Source organism: Arthrobacter sp. NicSoilB11 (genome assembly GCF_019977375.1).
In the GTDB taxonomy this organism is placed as follows: Bacteria; Actinomycetota; Actinomycetes; order Actinomycetales; family Micrococcaceae; genus Arthrobacter.
Genome location: NZ_AP024657.1, coordinates 1,413,179 through 1,432,967, shown reverse-complemented (window position 1 = coordinate 1,432,967; position 19,789 = coordinate 1,413,179). Strand labels below are relative to the sequence as shown.

15 protein-coding genes are annotated in these 19,789 nt (G+C 67.3%); 6 read left to right on the top strand and 9 right to left on the bottom strand.

Annotation, left to right across the window (positions count from 1 at the left end; all coding sequences use genetic code 11):
* Positions 1 to 101 precede the first annotated feature (101 nt).
* From LDO14_RS06725 to LDO14_RS06715, 3 genes are all read left to right on the top strand, one after another.
* On the top strand, positions 102 to 974 hold the full coding sequence (locus tag LDO14_RS06725) for an FAD-dependent oxidoreductase (RefSeq protein ID WP_223994492.1): 873 nt from the start codon (positions 102 to 104) through the stop codon (positions 972 to 974).
* Positions 975 to 1,063: 89 nt separating this feature from the next.
* Positions 1,064 to 1,783, top strand: a complete 720-nt coding sequence (gene deoC / locus LDO14_RS06720) for a deoxyribose-phosphate aldolase (RefSeq protein WP_018770118.1) — start codon at positions 1,064 to 1,066, stop codon at positions 1,781 to 1,783.
* A 52-nt stretch (positions 1,784 to 1,835) separates the two neighbouring features.
* Positions 1,836 to 2,099: a hypothetical protein gene (locus LDO14_RS06715; protein WP_018770119.1), complete on the top strand. Its 264-nt coding sequence runs from the start codon at positions 1,836 to 1,838 to the stop codon at positions 2,097 to 2,099.
* Positions 2,100 to 2,180: 81 nt separating this feature from the next.
* Here LDO14_RS06715 and LDO14_RS06710 read toward each other — a convergent pair whose 3' ends face one another.
* Both LDO14_RS06710 and mfd read right to left on the bottom strand, forming a co-directional pair.
* Complete coding sequence (locus LDO14_RS06710; protein WP_223994490.1) at positions 2,181 to 2,993, bottom strand: metal-dependent hydrolase; 813 nt, start codon at positions 2,991 to 2,993, stop codon at positions 2,181 to 2,183.
* 6 nt (positions 2,994 to 2,999) lie between these two features.
* Positions 3,000 to 6,764, bottom strand: a complete 3,765-nt coding sequence (mfd, locus tag LDO14_RS06705) for a transcription-repair coupling factor (RefSeq protein WP_223994488.1) — start codon at positions 6,762 to 6,764, stop codon at positions 3,000 to 3,002.
* 296 nt (positions 6,765 to 7,060) lie between these two features.
* Between mfd and LDO14_RS06700 the strand changes: the two genes are divergently transcribed.
* From LDO14_RS06700 to LDO14_RS06690, 3 genes are read left to right on the top strand one after another with little or no spacing between them, the layout of a single operon-like run.
* On the top strand, positions 7,061 to 8,566 hold the full coding sequence (locus tag LDO14_RS06700; protein WP_223994486.1) for an SDR family oxidoreductase: 1,506 nt from the start codon (positions 7,061 to 7,063) through the stop codon (positions 8,564 to 8,566).
* Between the two features lie 44 nt (positions 8,567 to 8,610).
* Positions 8,611 to 9,108 carry a DUF2505 domain-containing protein gene (locus LDO14_RS06695; protein WP_223994484.1) on the top strand — a complete coding sequence of 166 codons (498 nt, stop codon included), beginning with the start codon at positions 8,611 to 8,613 and terminating at the stop codon, positions 9,106 to 9,108.
* Positions 9,109 to 9,111: 3 nt separating this feature from the next.
* On the top strand, positions 9,112 to 9,333 hold the full coding sequence (locus LDO14_RS06690; protein ID WP_056393524.1) for a hypothetical protein: 222 nt from the start codon (positions 9,112 to 9,114) through the stop codon (positions 9,331 to 9,333).
* A 90-nt stretch (positions 9,334 to 9,423) separates the two neighbouring features.
* Here LDO14_RS06690 and sufU read toward each other — a convergent pair whose 3' ends face one another.
* The 7 genes from sufU to LDO14_RS06655 all read right to left on the bottom strand — a co-directional run bounded on the left by sufU (position 9,424) and on the right by LDO14_RS06655 (position 19,787).
* Entirely contained in the window at positions 9,424 to 9,873 is a 450-nt protein-coding gene (gene sufU / locus LDO14_RS06685) for a Fe-S cluster assembly sulfur transfer protein SufU (RefSeq protein WP_018770125.1), read from the bottom strand.
* 23 nt (positions 9,874 to 9,896) lie between these two features.
* Complete coding sequence (locus tag LDO14_RS06680; RefSeq protein WP_026265910.1) at positions 9,897 to 11,222, bottom strand: SufS family cysteine desulfurase; 1,326 nt, start codon at positions 11,220 to 11,222, stop codon at positions 9,897 to 9,899.
* A 541-nt stretch (positions 11,223 to 11,763) separates the two neighbouring features.
* Positions 11,764 to 14,337, bottom strand: coding sequence for a helix-turn-helix transcriptional regulator (locus tag LDO14_RS06675; protein ID WP_223994476.1), 2,574 nt, complete (start codon positions 14,335 to 14,337; stop codon positions 11,764 to 11,766).
* 70 nt (positions 14,338 to 14,407) lie between these two features.
* Entirely contained in the window at positions 14,408 to 17,044 is a 2,637-nt protein-coding gene (locus LDO14_RS06670; protein ID WP_082581843.1) for a LuxR family transcriptional regulator, read from the bottom strand.
* A 208-nt stretch (positions 17,045 to 17,252) separates the two neighbouring features.
* Positions 17,253 to 17,858, bottom strand: a complete 606-nt coding sequence (pth, locus tag LDO14_RS06665) for an aminoacyl-tRNA hydrolase (RefSeq protein ID WP_018770129.1) — start codon at positions 17,856 to 17,858, stop codon at positions 17,253 to 17,255.
* Positions 17,859 to 17,966: 108 nt separating this feature from the next.
* The gene (locus tag LDO14_RS06660; RefSeq protein ID WP_018770130.1) at positions 17,967 to 18,581 is read right to left on the bottom strand and encodes a 50S ribosomal protein L25/general stress protein Ctc; all 615 of its coding nucleotides are present in this window, start codon (positions 18,579 to 18,581) and stop codon (positions 17,967 to 17,969) included.
* Between the two features lie 225 nt (positions 18,582 to 18,806).
* Positions 18,807 to 19,787, bottom strand: a complete 981-nt coding sequence (locus LDO14_RS06655; RefSeq protein WP_018770131.1) for a ribose-phosphate diphosphokinase — start codon at positions 19,785 to 19,787, stop codon at positions 18,807 to 18,809.
* Between the last annotated feature and the right edge of the window lie 2 nt (positions 19,788 to 19,789).

Genomic DNA, 19,789 nt, shown 5'->3' with positions numbered 1-19,789 from the left:
ACAGCAATGGGTGGGTAACACAACCGAAAAAGCAGGCCCCTACGCTGGGTTCCATCATGAAGTTCCGGCCGGTTCCCGGCCGCCAGCGAAAGGGCCAGCACATGTCCGCTCCGGCACCCTCAACGTCCACCTCCGCCGCAACCCGCATCGTCATCGCCGGCGCCGGCCCCGCCGCCCAGGCCCTGGTGGCCCAACTGGACCGGGCACGGTTCGCCGGCACCATCACCGTGCTGAGCAACCGCGATGACACCCCGGCGGAACTGCTGGAGCTGGCCATGCTCCCGCAGGTCTCCGTCCGCTTTGGCCAGCCGGCCAGCCACATCGATGCTGCCAAGCGCACCGTGGCAACCGCCGACGGCATGGAATTCGCCTACGACCAGCTGGTCATCGCCACCGGTTCGGCTCCCGTGGCCAACCCGGTGGACGGCGCCGCGCAGTGCATGAGCTACTCCACCATCGATGACGCCCCGCGCATTGCGGACGGAGTGCAGGAAGTCACCCGCGAGCTGGGCCGCCGCCCCGTGGGGATCCTGGTGGGCACCGGGGCAGCGGCAGGGCAGGCCGAAGCGGTACTCCGGGCCAAGGGGGTGCGGCCAATCCGCACCACCGCCCGGCCCGCGGCCATCATCCCCGCGGTCGTTTCCGGAGGGGCCGGTTCCCCCCTCGCCGCCTCCGCCGTGGTCTTTGAAGACGGCAGCAGCATGACCGGCGACCTGGTGGTCCTGGCCGAGGAGCGGGTATCCCGGGACGGCCTCGCCGCCAGCGCGGGCCTGCGGACGGCCGCCGGCGGCGGCATCGAGATCAGCAGGGACTTCCGGACGTCCGTGCCGGGGATCTGGGCGATCGGCGACGCAGCAGCGTTCGACGGCGTGCGGCTGGGGCTGCTGGTGGCCGCCGCGTCGGCGGCAGGTGCCTGTGCCACCCAGTTGCTGACTGCCGCGGCTGCAGCGCCGGTCCTTCAGGCTGCCGCCTGAGCGGCCGCCACCGGCGCCGTGCGCTGTGACAAGATGGTTCCCGAAACCGAGTCAACGCCGGGCCCACAAGGCCCTTCGAGAGGACCATCATGAGCAACGAAGCCACCGTTCACGCAGGAACCGCTGATCCGGCCGGGACCGCGAACATCGCCTCCTACATCGACCACACGCTGCTCAAGCCCGAAGCCTCGGAAGCTGACGTGCTGAAGGTCTGCGCGGAGGCAGCCGAGTACCGGTTCAAGTCGGTCTGCGTCAACCCCATCTGGGTCAAGACCGTCACCAAGGCGCTCAAGGGCTCCGGCGTCCTCACCTGTTCCGTGGTGGGCTTTCCGCTGGGGGCCACCCCTACAGACGTGAAGTCGTTCGAGGCCCGCGGCGCCGTGCTGGACGGCGCGGACGAGGTGGACATGGTGATCAACATTGCCGCCGCGAGGGCCGGTGACCAGGGCGCCTTGACCGAGGACATCGCCGCGGTGGCCGAGACGGTGCACGCCGGCGGCGCCATCCTGAAAGTCATCATCGAAACAGCCCTGCTCACGGATGAGCAGAAGGTGCTGGCATGCCGGGCGGCCGTTGAGGCCGGGGCGGACTTCGTGAAAACCTCCACGGGCTTCAACGGTGGCGGCGCCACCGTTGAAGACGTGGCCCTGATGCGCCGCGCGGTGGGCCCTGACCTGGGGGTCAAGGCCTCCGGCGGCGTACGGTCCCTGGCCGACGCGCAGGCTATGATTGCAGCAGGTGCAACACGAATTGGTGCCAGCTCCGGGATTGCCATCGTCAAGGGTGAACAGGGTTCAACCGCTTACTGACCGGACCCGGAAGCGGCCGCAGACCAAGCCCCGCGGGGCCGAGGAGGAACATATGTCCAGCCAGATCAACGCGTCCAGCCGGGACTCGGCGTCGAACCAGGACTCCGTCCGGACCCCGCAGAACGAGAACAACCTCGCCACCAGCGTCATCCTGTTCGCGGTCTGCTTCGTGCTGTTCCTGGGCGCCATCTACTCGCTGTCCTTCCTCAGCCTGGGCAACCCGTGGCCCATGGCCGCCTGCCTGGCCCTGTTTGCGCTGGCCTTCTGGATCCCGCAGACCATCCTGGGCCGGTCCGACTCTGCGGGCGAGCACTAACACCCACTCCATACAGCAAACAACGGACCGGCGGACTTTTCCGCCGGTCCGTTGCTGTTTCCCGCTGAAGGGTGTTGCCTGCTAGAACCAGAGCCTGATCCAGGCGCCCGCGGCAGCCGCCGCACGGCCCCAGTGCTGTTGGGCGATGGCCCAGCCGGCCATGGACATGCCCACCATGGCGTACGCGCTGACCGGGATCAGCACCAGCCACTCCCGCTTGGAACCGGCACGCCCCAGCAGGGGAAGGGACAGGGCGCCGTTGGCCCGCCAGACGTTCCGCAGCAGGGGCAGCCGGCGCAGTATTTTCGGCGGCCGGACCACCAGCGGCCACAGCAGCGGCACTCCTCCGGTGGTGATGAGGTCGCCCACGATGTGCACCACCACCCCGATCAGCATCGAGGTGGGCAGCCAGGTCCACTGCCCCGGCGCGTATACGGTGACCAGGCCCGCCATGACCAGCGCGAAGATCCAGTTGGAGATAAAGCCGCTTTTGGGAAAGAGCTTCAGCGCCTTCGCCGCAATGTTGATCAGGAACATGCACAGCAGCCCGGCCCCCACGGACAGGCGGCCCCAGCTGGTGTCCAGGTGCACCTGCGACGCCAGGCCGGCGAGGAAGACAAAAACCGCGGCACCAAGGATGGAGTGCGTTCCCTGCCGGTGGCCCCCGCTGGCGTTCTCGATGCCGCGCGCAATCACGTTGGACAGCGGCGGCAGCGAGTGGGCCACCGTGCTTGCCCGGTGGTCCCAGTCGCACACCAGTGCCGTGCCCGCGGTGGCCATGCCGCCGATGAGGATGCCCGTGGGATCCAGCGGGTACCAACCCAGGGTGTAGGGGCCGGTGGACGCAACAGCTACCCACGCCGCGGCTCCAGACGCGGCGTGGTGTCCTCCCATCACGTGCTAGCCGCTGACTGCCGGGGCGGCGAGCGGGGCGTCGGAGAAGATATTCCGGATCACGCCGTTGGCCCATTCCAGGATCTCGGCGTCCTGCAGGTCCCGGCCGCCGATCCGTGCCGTCTTGGGCTTGGGGATGAGGACGGCGTCGAGTGCGGGTTTGGACTGCGATCCGGGGTACATCCGGTTCAGGCGCATGATCTTGGATTCCGGGAGCGAGGCCGGGGAGAACTTGATGAAGTTGCCCTGCAGAGCGACGTCGGACAGGCCGGCTTCGCGCGCACCAACACGGAAGCGTGCCACCGCCACCAGGTTCTGGGCGGGCAGCGGAAGTTCACCGTAGCGGTCAACGAGCTCGGCCTGGACCTCGTCGATGGCCTCATTGGTGATGGCCGCTGCGAGCTTCCGGTAGGCCTCCAGGCGCAGCCGTTCGCCGGGGACATAGTCGTGCGGCAGGTGGGCGTTGACCGGCAGCTCGATCTTCATCTCCGCGGCCTTTTCTTCGGCCTCGCCCCGGTAGTCCGCCACGGCCTCGCCCACCAGCCGGATGTACAGGTCAAAGCCCACTCCCTGGATGTGGCCGGACTGTTCGCCGCCCAGCAGGTTGCCGGCACCGCGGATTTCCAGGTCCTTCATGGCCAACTGCATGCCGGCGCCCAGTTCGTTGTGCGCGGCCACGGCCTTGAGCCGTTCCAGCGCCACCTCGCCCAGCGGCTTCTCTGACGGATACAGGAAGTAGGCGTAGGCGCGTTCACGGCCACGGCCCACGCGGCCGCGGAGCTGGTGCAGCTGGGACAGGCCGTACTTGTCCGCGCCGTCCACGATCAACGTGTTGGCGTTGGAGATGTCCAGGCCTGTCTCGATGATGGTGGTGCACACCAGCACGTCGAAGCGCCGCTCCCAGAAGTCAACGATGATCTGCTCCAGGCGGCTCTCCGACATCTTGCCGTGCGCCACCTCGACCCGTGCCTCGGGCACCAGCTCGCGGATCCTGGCGGCCGTCCGCTCGATAGTGGACACCCGGTTGTGGACCAGGAACACCTGGCCTTCACGCATCAGCTCGCGGCGGATGGCGGCCGAGGTCTGCTTGTCCGTGTACGGGCCCACGTAGGTCAGCACGGGGTGCCGTTCCTCCGGCGGGGTGGCCAGGGTGGAGGTTTCCCGGATGCCGGTGAGGGACATCTCCAGGGTGCGGGGAATCGGGGTGGCACTCATGGCCAGGACGTCCACGTTGGTGCGCATCTTCTTCAGCGCTTCCTTGTGCTCCACGCCGAACCGCTGTTCCTCGTCCACGATCACCAGGCCCAGGTCCTTGAACTCAAAGTCCTTGGCCAACAGCCGGTGCGTGCCGATCACCACGTCCACGGCACCGCTCTTCACACCCTCCGCCGTCTCCTTCGCTTCCTTGGCGCTCTGGAACCGGGACAACGGCTTCACCCGCAGCGGGAAGCCGGAGAAGCGTTCGGTGAAGGTCTCGTAGTGCTGCTGGGCCAGCAGGGTGGTGGGCACCAGCACCGCCACCTGTTTGCCGTCCTGCACCGCCTTGAAGGCAGCGCGCACCGCGATCTCGGTCTTGCCGTAGCCCACGTCGCCGGACACCAGCCGGTCCATGGGAATCTCCCGCTCCATGTCCGCCTTAACCTCGTTGATGGTGGTCAGCTGGTCCGGCGTCTCCACATACGGGAACGCCTCCTCCAGTTCCCGCTGCCAGGGCGTGTCGGGTCCAAACGCGTGGCCACGGGAGGCCATGCGGGCAGAGTACAGCCGGATCAGTTCGCCGGCGATCTCCTTGACGGCTTTGCGGGCCTTGGACTTGGTACTGGCCCAGTCCGCGCCGCCCATCTTGCTCAGCACGGGGGTGTCGCCGCCCACGTAGCGGGTCACCTGGTCCAGCTGGTCCGTGGGGACGAACAGCCGGTCGCCGGGTGCGCCCCGCTTGGCGGGCGCGTACTCCAGCACCAGGTATTCCCGGACGCCGTCGCCGCCGCCGGCCACCTTGCGCTGGATGAGTTCCACGAACCGGCCAATGCCGTGCTGTTCATGGACCACGTGGTCCCCCGCCACCAGTTGCAGGGGATCGACGGCGTTGCGCCGTTTGGAGGGCATCCTCCGCATGTCCTTGGTGGACCCGGCGGAGGTCCGTCCCAGCAGGTCGGCTTCGGTGAGCAGGCCCAGTTTGAGGCCGTCCAGGACAAAACCACGGCCGACGGCGGCAGTGGTCACCTCGATGATGCCCGGCTGGGGTTCGTGGTCCAGGCTGTCCACCCGGGCACAGGGAATGTCGTTCTCATGGAACAACTCGGCCAGGCGCTGGGCCGGCCCGGGCCCTTCCGTGGCCACCACGATCCGCCACTGGTCGCGGACGTGCGAACCGATGAACTCCATCATTTCCGCCACGTCGCCCTGGTAGCCCCGCGGCTCCCGGGCATGCAGGTTCAGCACGTCGATCTCGGGCAGCAGCTCCGCGTCCTGCGCCAGTGACGTAATCGACCACCAGGACACGCCGTGCTCCAGCGAGGAGGTGCGCGTTTCCGCCAGGGACCGGAAGCTGGCAGAGTGCAGCGCCGCACTCGCCTGCGAGCTGAGGTCCAAAGGTGCCGCACCGCCGTCGGACGCGGTGGACCATGCCGCTTCGAGGAACTCCTCGTTGGTGGCGGCAAGGTCGTGGGCGCGGGTGCGCACCTTCTCCGGCTCGATCAGCACGGCGATGGAGTCGGCAGGCAGCTGGTCAACGAACGGAACCATCGCATCCACCAGCACCGGCGCCAGGGATTCCATGCCCTCCACGGCGATTCCGCCGGCGATCTTCTCCAGCATGTCCGCGGCGGCCGGAAGCTGGGACTTCAGCGTGGCGGCGCGGGACATGACGGACGGGGTGATGAGGATTTCCCGGCACGGCGGGGCATGCAGTTCGGCGGGGTGGTGGACGCCCGGGGCGGACAGCGAGCGCTGGTCGGCCACGGCAAACCAGCGCATCTGGTCCACTTCGTCCCCGAAGAACTCCACCCTGATGGGGTGGTCCTCGGTGGGCGGGAAAACGTCGATGATGCCGCCGCGGACGGCGAACTCACCGCGGTGCGTCACCATGTCCACACGGGCGTACGCGGCGTCGGCAAGGCTCTTCACGACGTCGGAGAACGGCACCTCCTGGCCCACCTTCAGCGTGACGGGAACCAGGTCGCCCAGGCCCGCCACCACCGGCTGGACCACGGCGCGGACCGGCGCGACGACGACGCGGAGCCGGCCCGCCGTCGAGCTTTCCGGATGGGCTGGATTTTCCGGATGGGCCAGGCGGCGCAGCACGGACAAGCGGCGGCCTACGGTGTCCGAGCGCGGCGACAGCCGCTCGTGCGGGAGGGTCTCCCAGCTGGGGAACTCGGCCACCGAATCCGCGGGCAGGTAGGCGCGCAGGGCCGCAGTGAGGTCCTCCGCCTCCCGGCCGGTGGCAGTGACGGCCAGCACCACGCCCGGCTCCATACCGCCCGCCTGTTCCGCCTTGGCCGCCAGCCCGTCAGCCATCTCCGCGAGCAGCACCGGACGAAGTCCCGGAGGAGCGCTGATCTGGTAGTCCTGTCCGCGGACGGCGAATCCCCGGGCAGCCTCGGCGCGGACCCGGGCGAACGTCTGGTCCGGCGCCAGGGCACGGCGCAGCCCGTCCAGCGACGGGGCGGCACTGGTCTTGGCGGGCCGGGCCGTGCCTGTCCTGGACGTGCCCGTGCTGGATGTGCCTGTGCTGGATGTGCCGGCGGCGGACTGGCCGGGAAGACTCATGGCAGAAGCTCCTGTGGTGTTCATCGAGGGTCGCAGGCAACGCGAAAACCCGAAATTCGCTGCGAATCCCGGGTACTCCCAGCCTACCGCGCAGGAACGACATGGCAGCGCGGCGCCCACAGGCCTAGGCTGGCAGGGCCGGACAGTTGCCCGTTCGGAGCCCCTTAGTTCGGAGCCATTTTGTTGGGAGCCCTGTTGTTCGGAGCCGCGGCCCGTCCGGACGGGCCGCGGCTCCGAACAACAAAGGCCGAAGCCAGGCCGGCACGAACAGGGGCCAGGACCATACAGGAGCCAGCATGACTGCAATGAGCGCCCAGCCAGCACCAAAGACTGTCCTTGTCACCGGGGCCACCGGTTACATCGGCGGCCGCCTGGTGCCCCGGCTTTTGGAAGCAGGCCACACCGTCAAGGTGCTGGTCCGCTCGCCGGACAAGATCGCCGGCGTGCCCTGGCGGGACAAAGTGGACGTGGTGGAAAGCAGCCTGGACGACGGCGACGCCCTCCGCGACGCCCTGGCCGGCGTCGAGGTCTTCTACTACCTGGTGCATTCGATGGCCGCCGGCGCGGGATTCGAAGCCAAGGAAAAGGCCATGGCCAGGACGGCCGCGGATGCTGCAGCGGCCGCGGGGGTCCGCCGGATCGTCTACCTTGGCGGCCTGCACCCCCAGGGGGTGGAGCTGTCCACCCACATGCGGTCACGGGAGGCGGTGGGCAAGGTCTTCCTGGACAGACCGGTGGACGCCGTGGTGTTCCAGGCAGGCGTGGTGATCGGCTCCGGCTCCGCCTCCTTCGAGATGATCCGGCACCTCTCCGAAACACTGCCCCTGATGCCGGCGCCCAGCTGGGTGCGCAACAGGATCGAAGCCATCGCCGTGCGTGATGTCCTCTACTACCTGGTGTCCGCAGCGTCGCTGGAGGGCCCCATCAACCGCACCTTCGACATCGGCTGCCGGCAGGTGCTGACCTACGCGGGGATGATGCAGGAGTACGCCGCCGAAGCGGGCCTGCCCTACCGGGTGGTGCTGGCGCTGCCGGTACCGGCACCCAAGCTGGCAGGCATGTGGGTGGCCCTGACAACACCCATCCCGCTCTCCATGGCCGTGCCGCTGGTCCAGTCCCTGCAGCATGACGCGGTGGCCAACGAGCACGACATCGACCAGTACATTCCCCAGCCCGACGGCGGCCTGACCCCCTACCGCAAGGCGGTGGCCCTGGCGCTGGGAAAGGAGCGGGACGGCCAGGTGGAGACCACCTGGGCCAACGCCGGTGCCGACTCCGATCCGCTTCCCAGCGACCCCGATTGGTCGGGGCACAAGGTCTACATCGACGAGCGGACCTTCCACGGCGATGTGGACCCGGCCCACGTCTGGACGATCATCGAGGGCATCGGCGGGCGCAACGGCTGGTATTCCCTGCCCCTGGCCTGGCAGGTCCGCGGCTGGCTGGACAAACTGACCGGCGGCGCAGGCCTGCTGCGTGGCCGGCGGCACCCGCACACCCTGGCCATCGGCGAAGTGGTGGACTGGTGGCGGGTGGAGCAGATCGACCGGGGCAGGCTCCTGCGGCTGCGGGCCGAGATGCGGGCGCCGGGACGGGCCTGGCTGGAGCTTTCCGTGGAGCCCGACGGCGCGGGCAGCCGCTACCGGCAGCGCGCCATCTTCTTCCCCAAGGGATTGAGCGGACGGCTCTATTGGCTCGCCGTGCTTCCGTTCCACAGCCTGATCTTCCCGGCCATGGCCCGGAACATCACCGCTGCCGCCCAGAAACTTGCCGATGCGGAGCCCTCGCCGGTCACCCCGTAGGATGTTGGAGGCGTAAATCCTTTCCCCAAATCCCAGGAGGACCCATGGCGCTGAGCGCAACCACAACCCTTCCGCACTCCGTTGACAGCGTTGCTGCTGTGCTGGTGAACGAAGATTTCCAGCGCCACGTCAGCCAACTGGTAGGCGGCACCCTGGAGTCCTTCAGCGTGGACGGTGACATCGCAGGGGCCTTCAACGCCACCTCGGTGCGTACCCTCCCCACCACGCGCCTGCCCGAGATTGCCCGCAAGTTCGTGGGTGAGCACCTGAAGGTGACGCAGGTTGAAAACTGGGAGGCCCCGGCCGCCGACGGCTCCCGCCAGAGCAACATTTCGCTGAAGATCGCCGGCGCCCCGGTGGATGTCACGGCCGTCCAGCGCCTGGTGGCCGATGCCGGTGGAACCCGGGTGGAGCTCGAGGGCGCCGTTAAGTCCTCTGTTCCGTTCCTGGGCGGCAAGATCGCCGACGCCGCCGAACCCATGGTGGCCAAAGCCCTGAACCTGCAGGCCGCACAGGCTCACGCCTGGCTGGAAAGCCACTAACCCATGCAGCTTCCCGTCCTCGCAGCGCTGGTCCTCATCGTCGCCGGCGTCTGGTCCCTGGTGGTCTGGCCGCAGTTCCTGCGCCGCGTGATGAAGGATCCCCGCGCCCGCGATGCGGCAGGAAAGGCCACCAAATTCCTGACCGTGCACGTGGTGCTGGTGAGCATCTCCATGGTGCTGGGACTCGCCACAGCGGTGATCGGCGTTCTCGGCCTGCTGGGCTGAACCAGCCGTTCCACGGCGCGAAAACAGCCCGGACCTTACTCCTGTTGGAGCAAGGTCCGGGCTGTTTCCGTCTGGCCTGGGTTGCCTGGCCTAGGCTGCCTGGTTAAGCGCGTCCTCCGCAGCAACCCAGGAGATCATGGCGCACTTGACCCGGGCTGCGTAGCGTGCCACTCCTTCGAACGCTGCCGCATCCCCAAGCAGCTCAGGATCAGCATGGACCTTCCCACGGGACCTCAGCACCTCCCGGAAGCTGTCGATAATTTCGTGCAGTTCAGCCACGGTCATGCCTTCGGCGAGGTCGCTGAGGACGGACGCCGAGGCCATGGAAATGGAGCAGCCGGCGCCGTCCCACGCCACCTGTGCCACTTTCCCGTCCTGGACGGCGAGCCGGAGTGTGACTTCGTCGCCGCACACGGGGTTGAGCTGGTGCGACTGCCCGGTGGAGGTGCCTTGGGGCGCTTCGGTCGCGGCGAGCCCGCTGCCGTGGCGGGCCTTCGAATGGTCCAGGATGATCTGCTGGTACAGCTGGTCAAGGCTCATGGTGTCACCTTTCGTCTTCTCCGCTATGCGCGGAAGTAGGCCCGGACGCCGGCAACGGCTTCAAGGAAGCGGTCCACGTCGTCCGTGGTGTTGTAGAGGTAGGCGCTGGCCCGGGTCGTGGCGGTCAGTCCAAGCCTGCGGTGCAGCGGCTGGGCGCAGTGGTGTCCCACGCGGACGGCGATTCCCCGGGAGTCCAGGAACTGTCCCACGTCATGGGCGTGGACGCCTTCGACGTCGAACGCGGCAAGGCCGATCCGTTCCTTTCCGGCTGCCGGGCCCAGGACCCGGACGCCGGGAATGGATTCCAGCCCCGCCACCATGCGCTGGCCCAGTGCGGCCTCCCACGCATGGATCCGGGCCAGCCCGGTTTCCGTCAGGTAGTTCGCTGCGGCCGCCATGGCTACGGCCTGGGAGATGCGCTGGGTGCCCGCTTCGAAGCGCTGGGGCGCCGGGAGGTACTCGGCCCGCTCCATGGTGACGGTAGTGATCATTGACCCGCCGGTCAGGAACGGCGGGAGGATGTCCAGCAGCTCCTGCCGCCCGTACAGCACGCCAATCCCCGTGGGGGCGAGCATCTTGTGGCCGGAGAAGACCGCGAAGTCCACGCCGAGTTCCTTGACGTTCAAGGGCAGGTGGGGAGCCGACTGGCAGGCGTCCAGGACAACCAAGGCGCCGGCCGCATGCCCGAGGGCCGTCAGTTCCGCTACCGGGTTGATGATTCCCAGGACGTTGGAAGCGTGGGTGAATGCCAGGACTTTGGTACGCGGACCGATAATCCCGGCGGCCTGGTCCATGCGAAGGCTGCCGTCATCTCCGATGGGGATGTACCGGAGGGTGGCTCCTGTGCGGAATGCCAGCTCCTGCCATGGAATCAGGTTGGCATGGTGTTCCATCTCGGTCACCACGATGTCGTCCCCGGGCCCCAGGGACAGCTCCCCGAGCCGCTGGTCGCCGCGGCCCTGGGCAGCCCACAGTCCGGCATTAGACAGCGCGTAGGAGAGGAGGTTCAGTCCCTCCGTCGCGTTCGAGGTCCAGATGGTTTCCTCGTAGTCCGCACCGATGAAGTCGGCGATGGTCTGGCGGGCGTCCTCGAAGACTTCGGTGGCCTCAACCGCAAGATGGTGGGCGCCCCGGTGCACGGCAGCGTTGCGCTGCTCATAGAATTCCTGCTCGGCTTCGATGACGCTCACGGGGTTCTGGGATGTGGCCCCGGAGTCGAGGTAGACCAGCGGCTGTCCGTTCACCAGTTGATTGAGGACCGGGAAGTCATTGCGGATGCGCAGCACCTCGGCGTTGTCCATGACAGGTACGGCACGTTCCAGTGTGGCTGGCGTTGATACTACGGCCAAAACGAACTCCTTGGGCTGCCCATGTCTGACAACCCAATTGTCCCACACACGGCTGTGGCGGCCGCCCGGAAGGGGCGGCCGCCACCGCTGCCCCGGGCTTCGGCCGAGGGAGTAAAGGGCCGGCGACGGCTGGGGGGAGAGTCTCGGTCTCAGAAGACTCTGACGTCGCCGGCCCCGTCTTACCCGGTCCCTGGGGACCGGAAGTTGAGAGGGCCTCAATGTCCTGATTGGCTGCTCTGCGGCTTCCGGCCTGCCGCTTTGCTTTGCCTCCTTAAGTAAATCCCGTGGGGCCCTTACGTACACGAGTAGGGTGTACTCGAATCCAGGCGGGTGCACTACCGGGTTGGCGCTCCTGCGCACCCTCCGGGCGGGATGGTTGGCGGGCTTGGGTACGACGGCGGCCCGGCGGTGCTTCCCGGGTGGAAACACCGTGGGCAGCGGGTGGCCGGGGGCAGGGATTTCGACGTCGGGCGGTCAGCAGGGATTCCGATGCCCGACTGGCAGCACGGAGGCACGGCAGGGCCGGTTTGGGAGGCCAGGCCTACTTTGGCAGGGCCGCTTCCAGCTCATCGCGGCTGCGGACGCCGAGCTTGACGTAGGTGCGGTAGAGGTGGCCCTCCACGGTCCGGACGGAGACCATGAGCCGCTGTGCGATCTCGCGGTCGGTCAGGCCCTGCACGGCCAGCTCCACGATGTCCTGTTCGCGCCTGGTGAGGCGAACGGTGGGCGCCGCGGCGATGAAGCGTCCTTCACGGAACCGCTCGCCCAGTTCATGGTCGCACTTTTCGCGCTGGGCCACGGCCTGGCGTGAGCGCCGGCGTTCACCGGCCTGCTCCAGCACCGTGCTGGCACGGGCATAGGCTTCGCGGGCCAGGTTGACAAAGCCTGCCTCCTCCAGCGAGGCAGCTGTTGCCATGAGGGTGTCGCCGTCGGCATTTTCCCAGGCGGTGGCCAGCGTCAGAAGAGCTTCTGCCCACCGGCCTTCCACGTCCCGGGCCGCCGCCTGCACCATGGGCACCACCGAGGGGTCGCCCAGGTCCCAGCACATGGCCAGGACCTGGAGCAGGTTTCCCTTCCGTGCGGAGGCCTGGGTGGTGGTCATCAACGTCTGCAGTGCGGCCAATCCCTTGCCGTCGCGGGCCAGGTATTCGGCGGCAGCGGCCATGTAGGCCTCTGCCAAAAGATCATGCGCCGGCCAGCCGGCGTCGGCGTCCTTGTGATCCTGTTCAAGGCGCTGTGCCTGTTCCGTGTCGCCCAGCCGGGCCGCGGCGTAGAAGCCGAGGGCCGTGCCGAACCGGTACAGCTGCAGCGGGTCGTTGAGCCTCAGCGCCTCAACAGCGGGCAGCAGGACCTGATAAGCGCGTTCCATCCTCCCCTGCCGCAGCAGCGAATACCCCCGCAGCAGCTGGAGGCTTCCGTTGAAGGTGGCCGCGCCAAGCGTGTGTCCGGCCGCGTAATGGTCGATCTCGCGCTCCGCCGGCTCCCATTCACCCATGGCCAGGTAGTCGGAGACGAGCCTTCCCAGCACGAACTCAGGGAAGAAGAACAGGCTGCCTTCGAGCGGGGGAAGTTCCGAGGCTGCCAGCAGTGCGGCCTCCAGCCCCTGCACGGGGCGTCCCGCCGAGCCGAGGGCGTGGGAGAGAAGGCCCTCAGCCAAGGCGCGGAGCGGTTCTCCGGCTTCTGCCGGGGGGCGCTTCCGCATCGTGTCCACTTCGTCGTTCAGCGCCGGGAAGTTCACCTCGGCACCGAGGTGGAGCAGGTGCAGGAGCCCTTCCTGCCAGCTCCTTTCGCCGTCGCTGGAGAGCGGGACGTTCTTTTCGACGTCGTCCGCGATCATCCCCAGGGGATGGCCGATGGCCAGGTGGGCCGAAACCCGGAGCAGCAGGACGGCCGGTCCCTGGGGATCATCGGCCAGCCGGAGCCAGCACTCGTCAAGGAGTGCCGCGGCCCCGGTATAGGCGCCCTCGTTATACAGGGCCCGCGCCTGGATGGCCTGGGCCAGCGGGACCATGGCGGGGTCGTGGATACGGGACGCAATGGACCGTGCACTGTCGTTGCGGAACCGCAGCAAGGCTTCCTTGGCCGCGGCCAGCATCTCGTCGTCGCTGACCCTGACGCCGCACTCCAGGGCCCACTCCACTGCCCGCAACCGGCCCTCGCCGCGCAACTGGGTGGGATCCTGGTGGGCCCTGACCTTCTCCAGCAGCTGGAGGCTGCGGGAGACCGACACGGTGTTCCGGATGGCGCCGGCGAAGAGTCCGTTCCAGATGGAAAGCTCCGCCGGGATGCCGGGGGCTTCGACGATGATCTGCTGGTCCAGCAGGGACCGGACCACGGCTGCCCCGCTGATGTCTTCGATGACCTTCCTGCCCACCGGCCCGGCAAGGGCAATGAGCTTCAGTGCTTCCTGCTCTTCGGTCCGGCGCCGGAGATGGTCTTTGGCCACCACGCCTGCGAGGCGGTCCCCATCCGCGGGCAGCGGGCCCAGCAGCATCCAAATTCCGTTGCGCTTGGCGAGGACGCCGGCCTCGGCGGCGTCGTGCAGCAGGGCGTCGAGGATCCGGGGATTGCCGCTTGATGCGTTCCAGATGGAGTCCACCGTTGCAGCCGGCACGGTCCCGTCGAGGACGTGGTCCAGGACTTCTTCAATCTGTTCACGGTTGAGGGGCCGGAGGTCCACGCGTTCGGCCAGGCCGTCGTACCAGAGCTGGTCGAGCGGCTGTGGGAGACCCGGCCGTGGCCGGGCGGCAGCGAGCACCGTTGCCCATCCGGCTGAAATCACCTCGGCCAGCACCCCCGCGGAAGCATCATCGAGGTGGTGGGCATCGTCCACCGCCAGCAGGACCGCTCCCCCGCTGCCGGCCTTGAGCTTCTCAAAGTAGGACCACATGGAACGCAGCACCGCGACCGGCGAGACGGACTCCTCGGCGGTGAGTTCCCCCGTATAGGGTGTCAGGACTCCGAATGGCACTCCGGCCAGGGCCGAACTGGCGTGGATGCGCAGGATTTTCATGTTTCCGGCCAGGCGCTCGGTCACGGCGTCAGTGACGGCCGACTTTCCGATGCCCGGGCCGGCCATGATGAAGACGGCCCGGTGGGTTCCGTTCCGGACCATGGTGCAGATGCGGTCCACCGGCTCGCGGCGGCCGGTCAGGAGCCGGTGTGCAGTCGCCGGCTTGTGGCCATTAGACGAGTCCAGTCAGATCACCCCTTGAAGTTACGCCAAGCTTGGTGAAGACCTGGTACAGGTGGCCTTCCACGGTGCGCACGGAAACACCCATTTCCATGGCGATGTCACGGTTCGAGACGCCGCGGCCGGCCATGCGGGCAATCTGCCGTTCCCGGCTGGTCAGCAGCGGGCTTCCGCTGCTGGGAACAATGGGAAGGTTGGCCACGGTGGCAGCCAGGATGTCCAGCCGGGCCTGCGCAGTCCTCGCCGAAAGGGCATCCCCGTCCTGCCGGGCAAAGTCCACTGCCAGCGCCATGCACCTGGCCTCGACCGCATCGAGTTCGAGCGTGGCTGCAATTTCACCGCCGGCAAGGAGGGTTTTGGCATCCTTTGTCCTGCTGCCGACTGCGATCAGCCGCGAGACATCGGCCAGCGGTCCCTGCCGGCGGCCTGCGATCTCCTCCAGGAGGCGGAAGTCGGCGTCGCTGCCGTTCACCGTTGCTGCCAGCAGGTAGATGCCGGCCACTGTGTGCCTGCCCGCCTCCAGGTTCCGGCGGGCCCCTTGTTTCAGCGCTGCCACTGCCTCGGAGTCGCCCAGCCAGCGCCCCGCCACGAGCGAACAAAAATCGATTATGCTCTCCGTGGCAAATCCTGCCTTGCCCGGCGCCCTTTGCAGTTTGGTGAGGTACTTGCGGGCGAACGCGGCGTTGCCGGTCTGGGCGTACGCCAAAGCCGTGGCTGCGTAGGCGGTACGCAGTGCGGCCTGGACAGGCTGCAACTCCAGCTGGGCGGCGGCTGAGATCAAAGGCTCCAGGGCGGTCTCGCCGCGCCCGGAAAAGACAAAGGCCACGCCTGCTGCGAGTTCGGTGGCGGCGCTGCGGTATGGAAGCCGGTGGGGCTGGCCCGTGCTGAATGGGCTGAGGAGGTCGATGCAGCGGCGCCACTGGCCAGCCATCAGTGCGACGAAGTAGGCCTCCCTGGCGTAGCGCTCGCGCAGGCCCACGACGTGCGAGGCGTCCGTGAGCTGGCCGCCGAGCTTTCGCATGAGGCCCAGCGCGTCCATCTCGCGCCCGGTCATGGCCAGCGCGCCCATCAGGATGATCGCGCACTGGAGCCGGAACCCGGTGTCCGGATTGCCTGCGGGATCGGCAGCCCGCTCGAGCGCCGGGATCATGGCGGCGTAATCGCCGGCATGGGCCTGGTATTCGAATTCACTCAACGAGATACGGTTTGCCGCCACCGCTGCCGCTGCCGGCCAGGAGGAGTTGTTGTCCGCTTTCCCGAGCCGTTCCCGCGCCGCGGCGAGCAGTTCCCGGACTTTGCCCGCACGCTCCGGAATGCAGAGCATGACCCGCGCTTTGGCGGCCACCACTTCGGCGTACTCCAGGGGATCCAAAGCCTCGAGTTCAGGCTGGGAGATGCCATCCAGGGCGGAAAGCGCCTGGACCGGCATGTCCAGCTGCAGGTACGCCGCAGCCTTTTGCCGCTGCGCCGATGCCCACCCGGCGTCGGTCCTCTGCACCATCTCCGCGTACGTCAGGGCAAACCGGGGGTCGAAGAGCTGGACTGCGGCCTGGGCGGCCGCGAGTGCCAACTGCGGGCTCAGCTCGGCCTCGCACTCATGGGTCCACGCGGCGAAAGACATCAATTCTTCCACCGTCATGGCTGCCGGGTCCGGCTCCTGGCCGCCCAGCAGGACGCTGCGCAGCTCCCGCCGGCGGGAAATGCTCAGCCAGGTCCGGACTACGTCACCGATGTACTTCTCCCGCAGCGACACCCAGCGGTGCTCGGAGTCGTCGATCTCCAGCAGGCCGCCGTCTTCCATGTCCGCAACCACGTCCGCGCCATAGATGGCGGTAAGGGCGGCCAGTTCCACCCGCCGGGCACAGGAAAGCATTTCGATGACGTCCCGGGTTTCGGGTGTCTCCCGCGACCAGCGGGACCGGACGATGTCGTCAAGGCTGGCGGCGCCGTCGAGCACCACTTTGTCCCGCAGCGTCCAGACCGAATCGGACAGGACCAGGTTTCCGGAGAGCTGCTGTTCGGTGACCAGCGCTTTGAGCAGCAAGGGATTTCCACCCACCATCTGGTGGTAGGTGGTCACCAGGGAAGAGGCGACGCGGTGGCCCAGCAGGGAAAGGAGCACCTGCCGGGTTTGGAGTTCGTTGAGGTTGTTGAGCCGCACTTCCGTGAGCTTCCGCTCCGTCAGCAGCCAGTGGAAGTCTGCCGGCAGGTCGCTGGCGTTGGGGGCCACAGCGATGATCTTTGCCGTGCCGGTCAGCAGGACATTCAACAGCACCCCCGCACTCATGTCGTCGATGCAGGCCGACGTGTCCAAAGTGATGACGCAGGGCCTGCCGGCGGCGTCGCTGCGGATCAGGGAGGTTATGCCACGGAGGATGGCGGTGGGCGAGCCCATGTAGGCCTGCGGGAGCCGGGCCAGCAGGAAGGAGAGGCAGCCGTACGGGGTGCTGGGACCGGAGGGGCCGCTCCGGAGTTGCAGCGACCAGACATCGGGACCCAGGTCCGCAACGGCAGCGCGCGCCAGGGAGGACTTGCCCACGCCTCTGGCTCCGGTGATGACAACGCCCAGGGAGTTTTCGCTGGTCAGTGCGGTGCGGACAGCATCCAGGTTGGCGCTTCGTGCAGGCATGGACCATTGCTGGCCCTCCGGCGCCGCGGAGGTTGGTGTGGGCAGCCTGTCACCCTGAGGTGTTGACCCACGTCCCCAGCTGAGTGGCTCGATTGACATGAACTTTTCCCCTACATCCTGCAATAGCGGGATGTAGCCCCATTGCTCCCCCGCATAGGAAGAAGAGTACCCCCTGCCACAGACAAGGAAACAGGGTCAAAAGGAACTTTTACGATTCCAGCTGTTGTGATCCCGATTTGGCCGGGTGGAACCTCTGCTGGGCAGCCGTCAATCCATCGCGCAACAGGGACTCCACGGCGTCGGCGGCATCGTCCAGCAGGAAGGGCAGTTCCTTGTGTTCCGCGGTGCCGAAATCACGCAGCACGTAATCGGCTGTGTCCATCCTGCCAGGCGGCCTTCCCACCCCCACGCGGACCCTGAGGTAGTCCTTGGTACCCAGGGCCTTGGAGATGTCCCGCAACCCGTTATGGCCGCCCTCGCCGCCGCCGAGCTTGAGCTTGACGGTGTTGAACGGAATATCGATCTCGTCATGGACAGCCACCACGTGGTCTGCGGGGATCCCGTAGAAATTGGCCAGGGCGGAGACCGGGCCGCCTGAAACATTCATGTAGCTCATCGGCTTCGCAAGGACCACGCGCGGGCCGCCGATCCCCAACCGGCCTTCAAGGACCTGCGCGCGGGCTTTGTGGGTCTTGAATCCGGCGCCGATGCGGCCGGCCAGTTCATCGAGCACCATCTGACCTACGTTGTGCCTGTTGCCTTGGTACTGGGCGCCTGGGTTGCCGAGGCCAACGATCAGCCAGGTATCTGTCATGGAGTCAATCCTATTGGGGGCGGTTACGCGGAAATGGAACGGCGGTGTGCGGACATGACAGTGGCCGGACCCGTGGGGGTCCGGCCACTGTCATGAATTGCGGAGAAATTACTCTGCTGCGGCTTCTTCTGCTGCGGGAGCTTCTGCTGCTTCGCCGGCAGCTTCGGTTTCTGCTTCCTCGGCGATTTCGATGGCTTCGGAGATGTTCACCACGAGGGCTTCGGGGTCGGTCAGCAGGGCGGAACCCTTGGGCAGGACCAGGTCGGAAGCGTGGATGTGCTCGCCGGCGGCGCGGCCTTCGATGCTGACGACGACGGACTCGGGCAGGTGGGTTGCCTCGGCCTCGAGGGACACAACCGTCAGTTCCAGGTTGTGGACGGTGCCGGGAGCGGTTTCGCCTTCAACGTGGACCGGAACGTCAACCGTGACCTTCTCGCCCTGGCGGACGGTCAGGAGGTCGATGTGCTCGATGATCTGCTTTACGGGATCGCGCTGGACGTCCTTGACCAGGGCCAGGTGGCCCTCGCCGTTGATGTCCAGGGACAGCAGGGCGTTGGCGGTGCGGACGGCCAGGGTGGTGGCCTTTGCCGGCAGGGTGACGTGGATGGGCTCTGCGCCGTGGCCGTAGATGACGGCGGGGATCAGGTTGTTCATCCGGGCGCGGCGGGCGTAGCCCTTGCCGAATTCGGTGCGCAGTTCTGCTGCGAGCTTCTGCTCAGACATGGATATCTCCTTGAAGAGTAAACGGTGTTCAGCAAGGGCGGAGGTCTGGTGTGACCTTCAACGCCGGGCGCCGGAGGGCGGCCCTTCAAGAAGGCAGTCCTTCAACCGAAGGACTGATCAGACCCAGTCGATAACGGAGGCTATGCCCTCCCTCGCCAAGGTATCGCTGACCAGCTTACCAGCGCCGGGGCCGTTTCCTGAAAACGTCCCCGGCCTGGTGCGGGGCTATGCCTTGCCGTCGAAGAGGCTGGTGACCGAGCCGTCGTCGAACACTTCGCGGATGGCCCTGGCGATCAGCGGTGCGATGGAGAGCACTGTCAGCTGCGGGAAGCGCTGGGAGGACGTCAGCGGGAGGGTGTTGGTGACCACCACTTCGCGTGCGCCGGACTCGGAGAGACGGCGTGCGGCCGGATCCGAGAAGACGGCGTGCGTGGCGGCGATGATGACGTCCTTGGCGCCGGCGTTCTTCAGGACCGTGACGGCGCCGGAGATGGTTCCGCCGGTGTCGATCATGTCGTCGATCAGGACGCAGGTGCGTCCCTCGATCTGGCCCACCACGGTCTTGGAGACAGCCTGGTTGGGGACGGTGAGGTCACGGCTCTTGTGGACAAAGGCCAGGGGCGCGCCACCCAGGCGCTCAGCCCACTGTTCCGCGACCCGGACCCGTCCGGTGTCCGGGGAGACAACGGTGATGTTGTCGGCAGCGACACGGGTGCGGATGTAGTCGGCCAGGAGCGGAATGGCCATCAGGTGGTCAACCGGCCCGTCGAAGAAGCCCTGGATCTGGGAAGTGTGCAGGTCCACGCTCATGATGCGGTCCGCGCCGGCGGTCTTGTAGAGGTCGGCAACGAGGCGGGCGGAGATGGGCTCGCGGCCACGGCCCTTCTTGTCCTGCCGGGCATAGGGGTAGAACGGCGAAACCACGGTGATCCGCTTGGCGGAGGCCCGCTTCAGCGAATCGATCATGATCAGCTGTTCCATGAGGTGGTTGTTCAGCGGTGCGGGGTGCGCCTGGATCACGAACGCGTCGGTGCCGCGTACGCTCTCGCCGGCCCGGACATAGATCTCGCCGTTGGCGAAATCGTAGGCATCAACGGGAAGGAGGTCAGTGCCGAGTTCCTTGGCGATCTCCCGGGCAAGCTCCGGATGGGCCCGCCCAGTGGCGAGCACCAGCTTCTTCTCGCCGTGCGCCGTAATTTCACTCATGG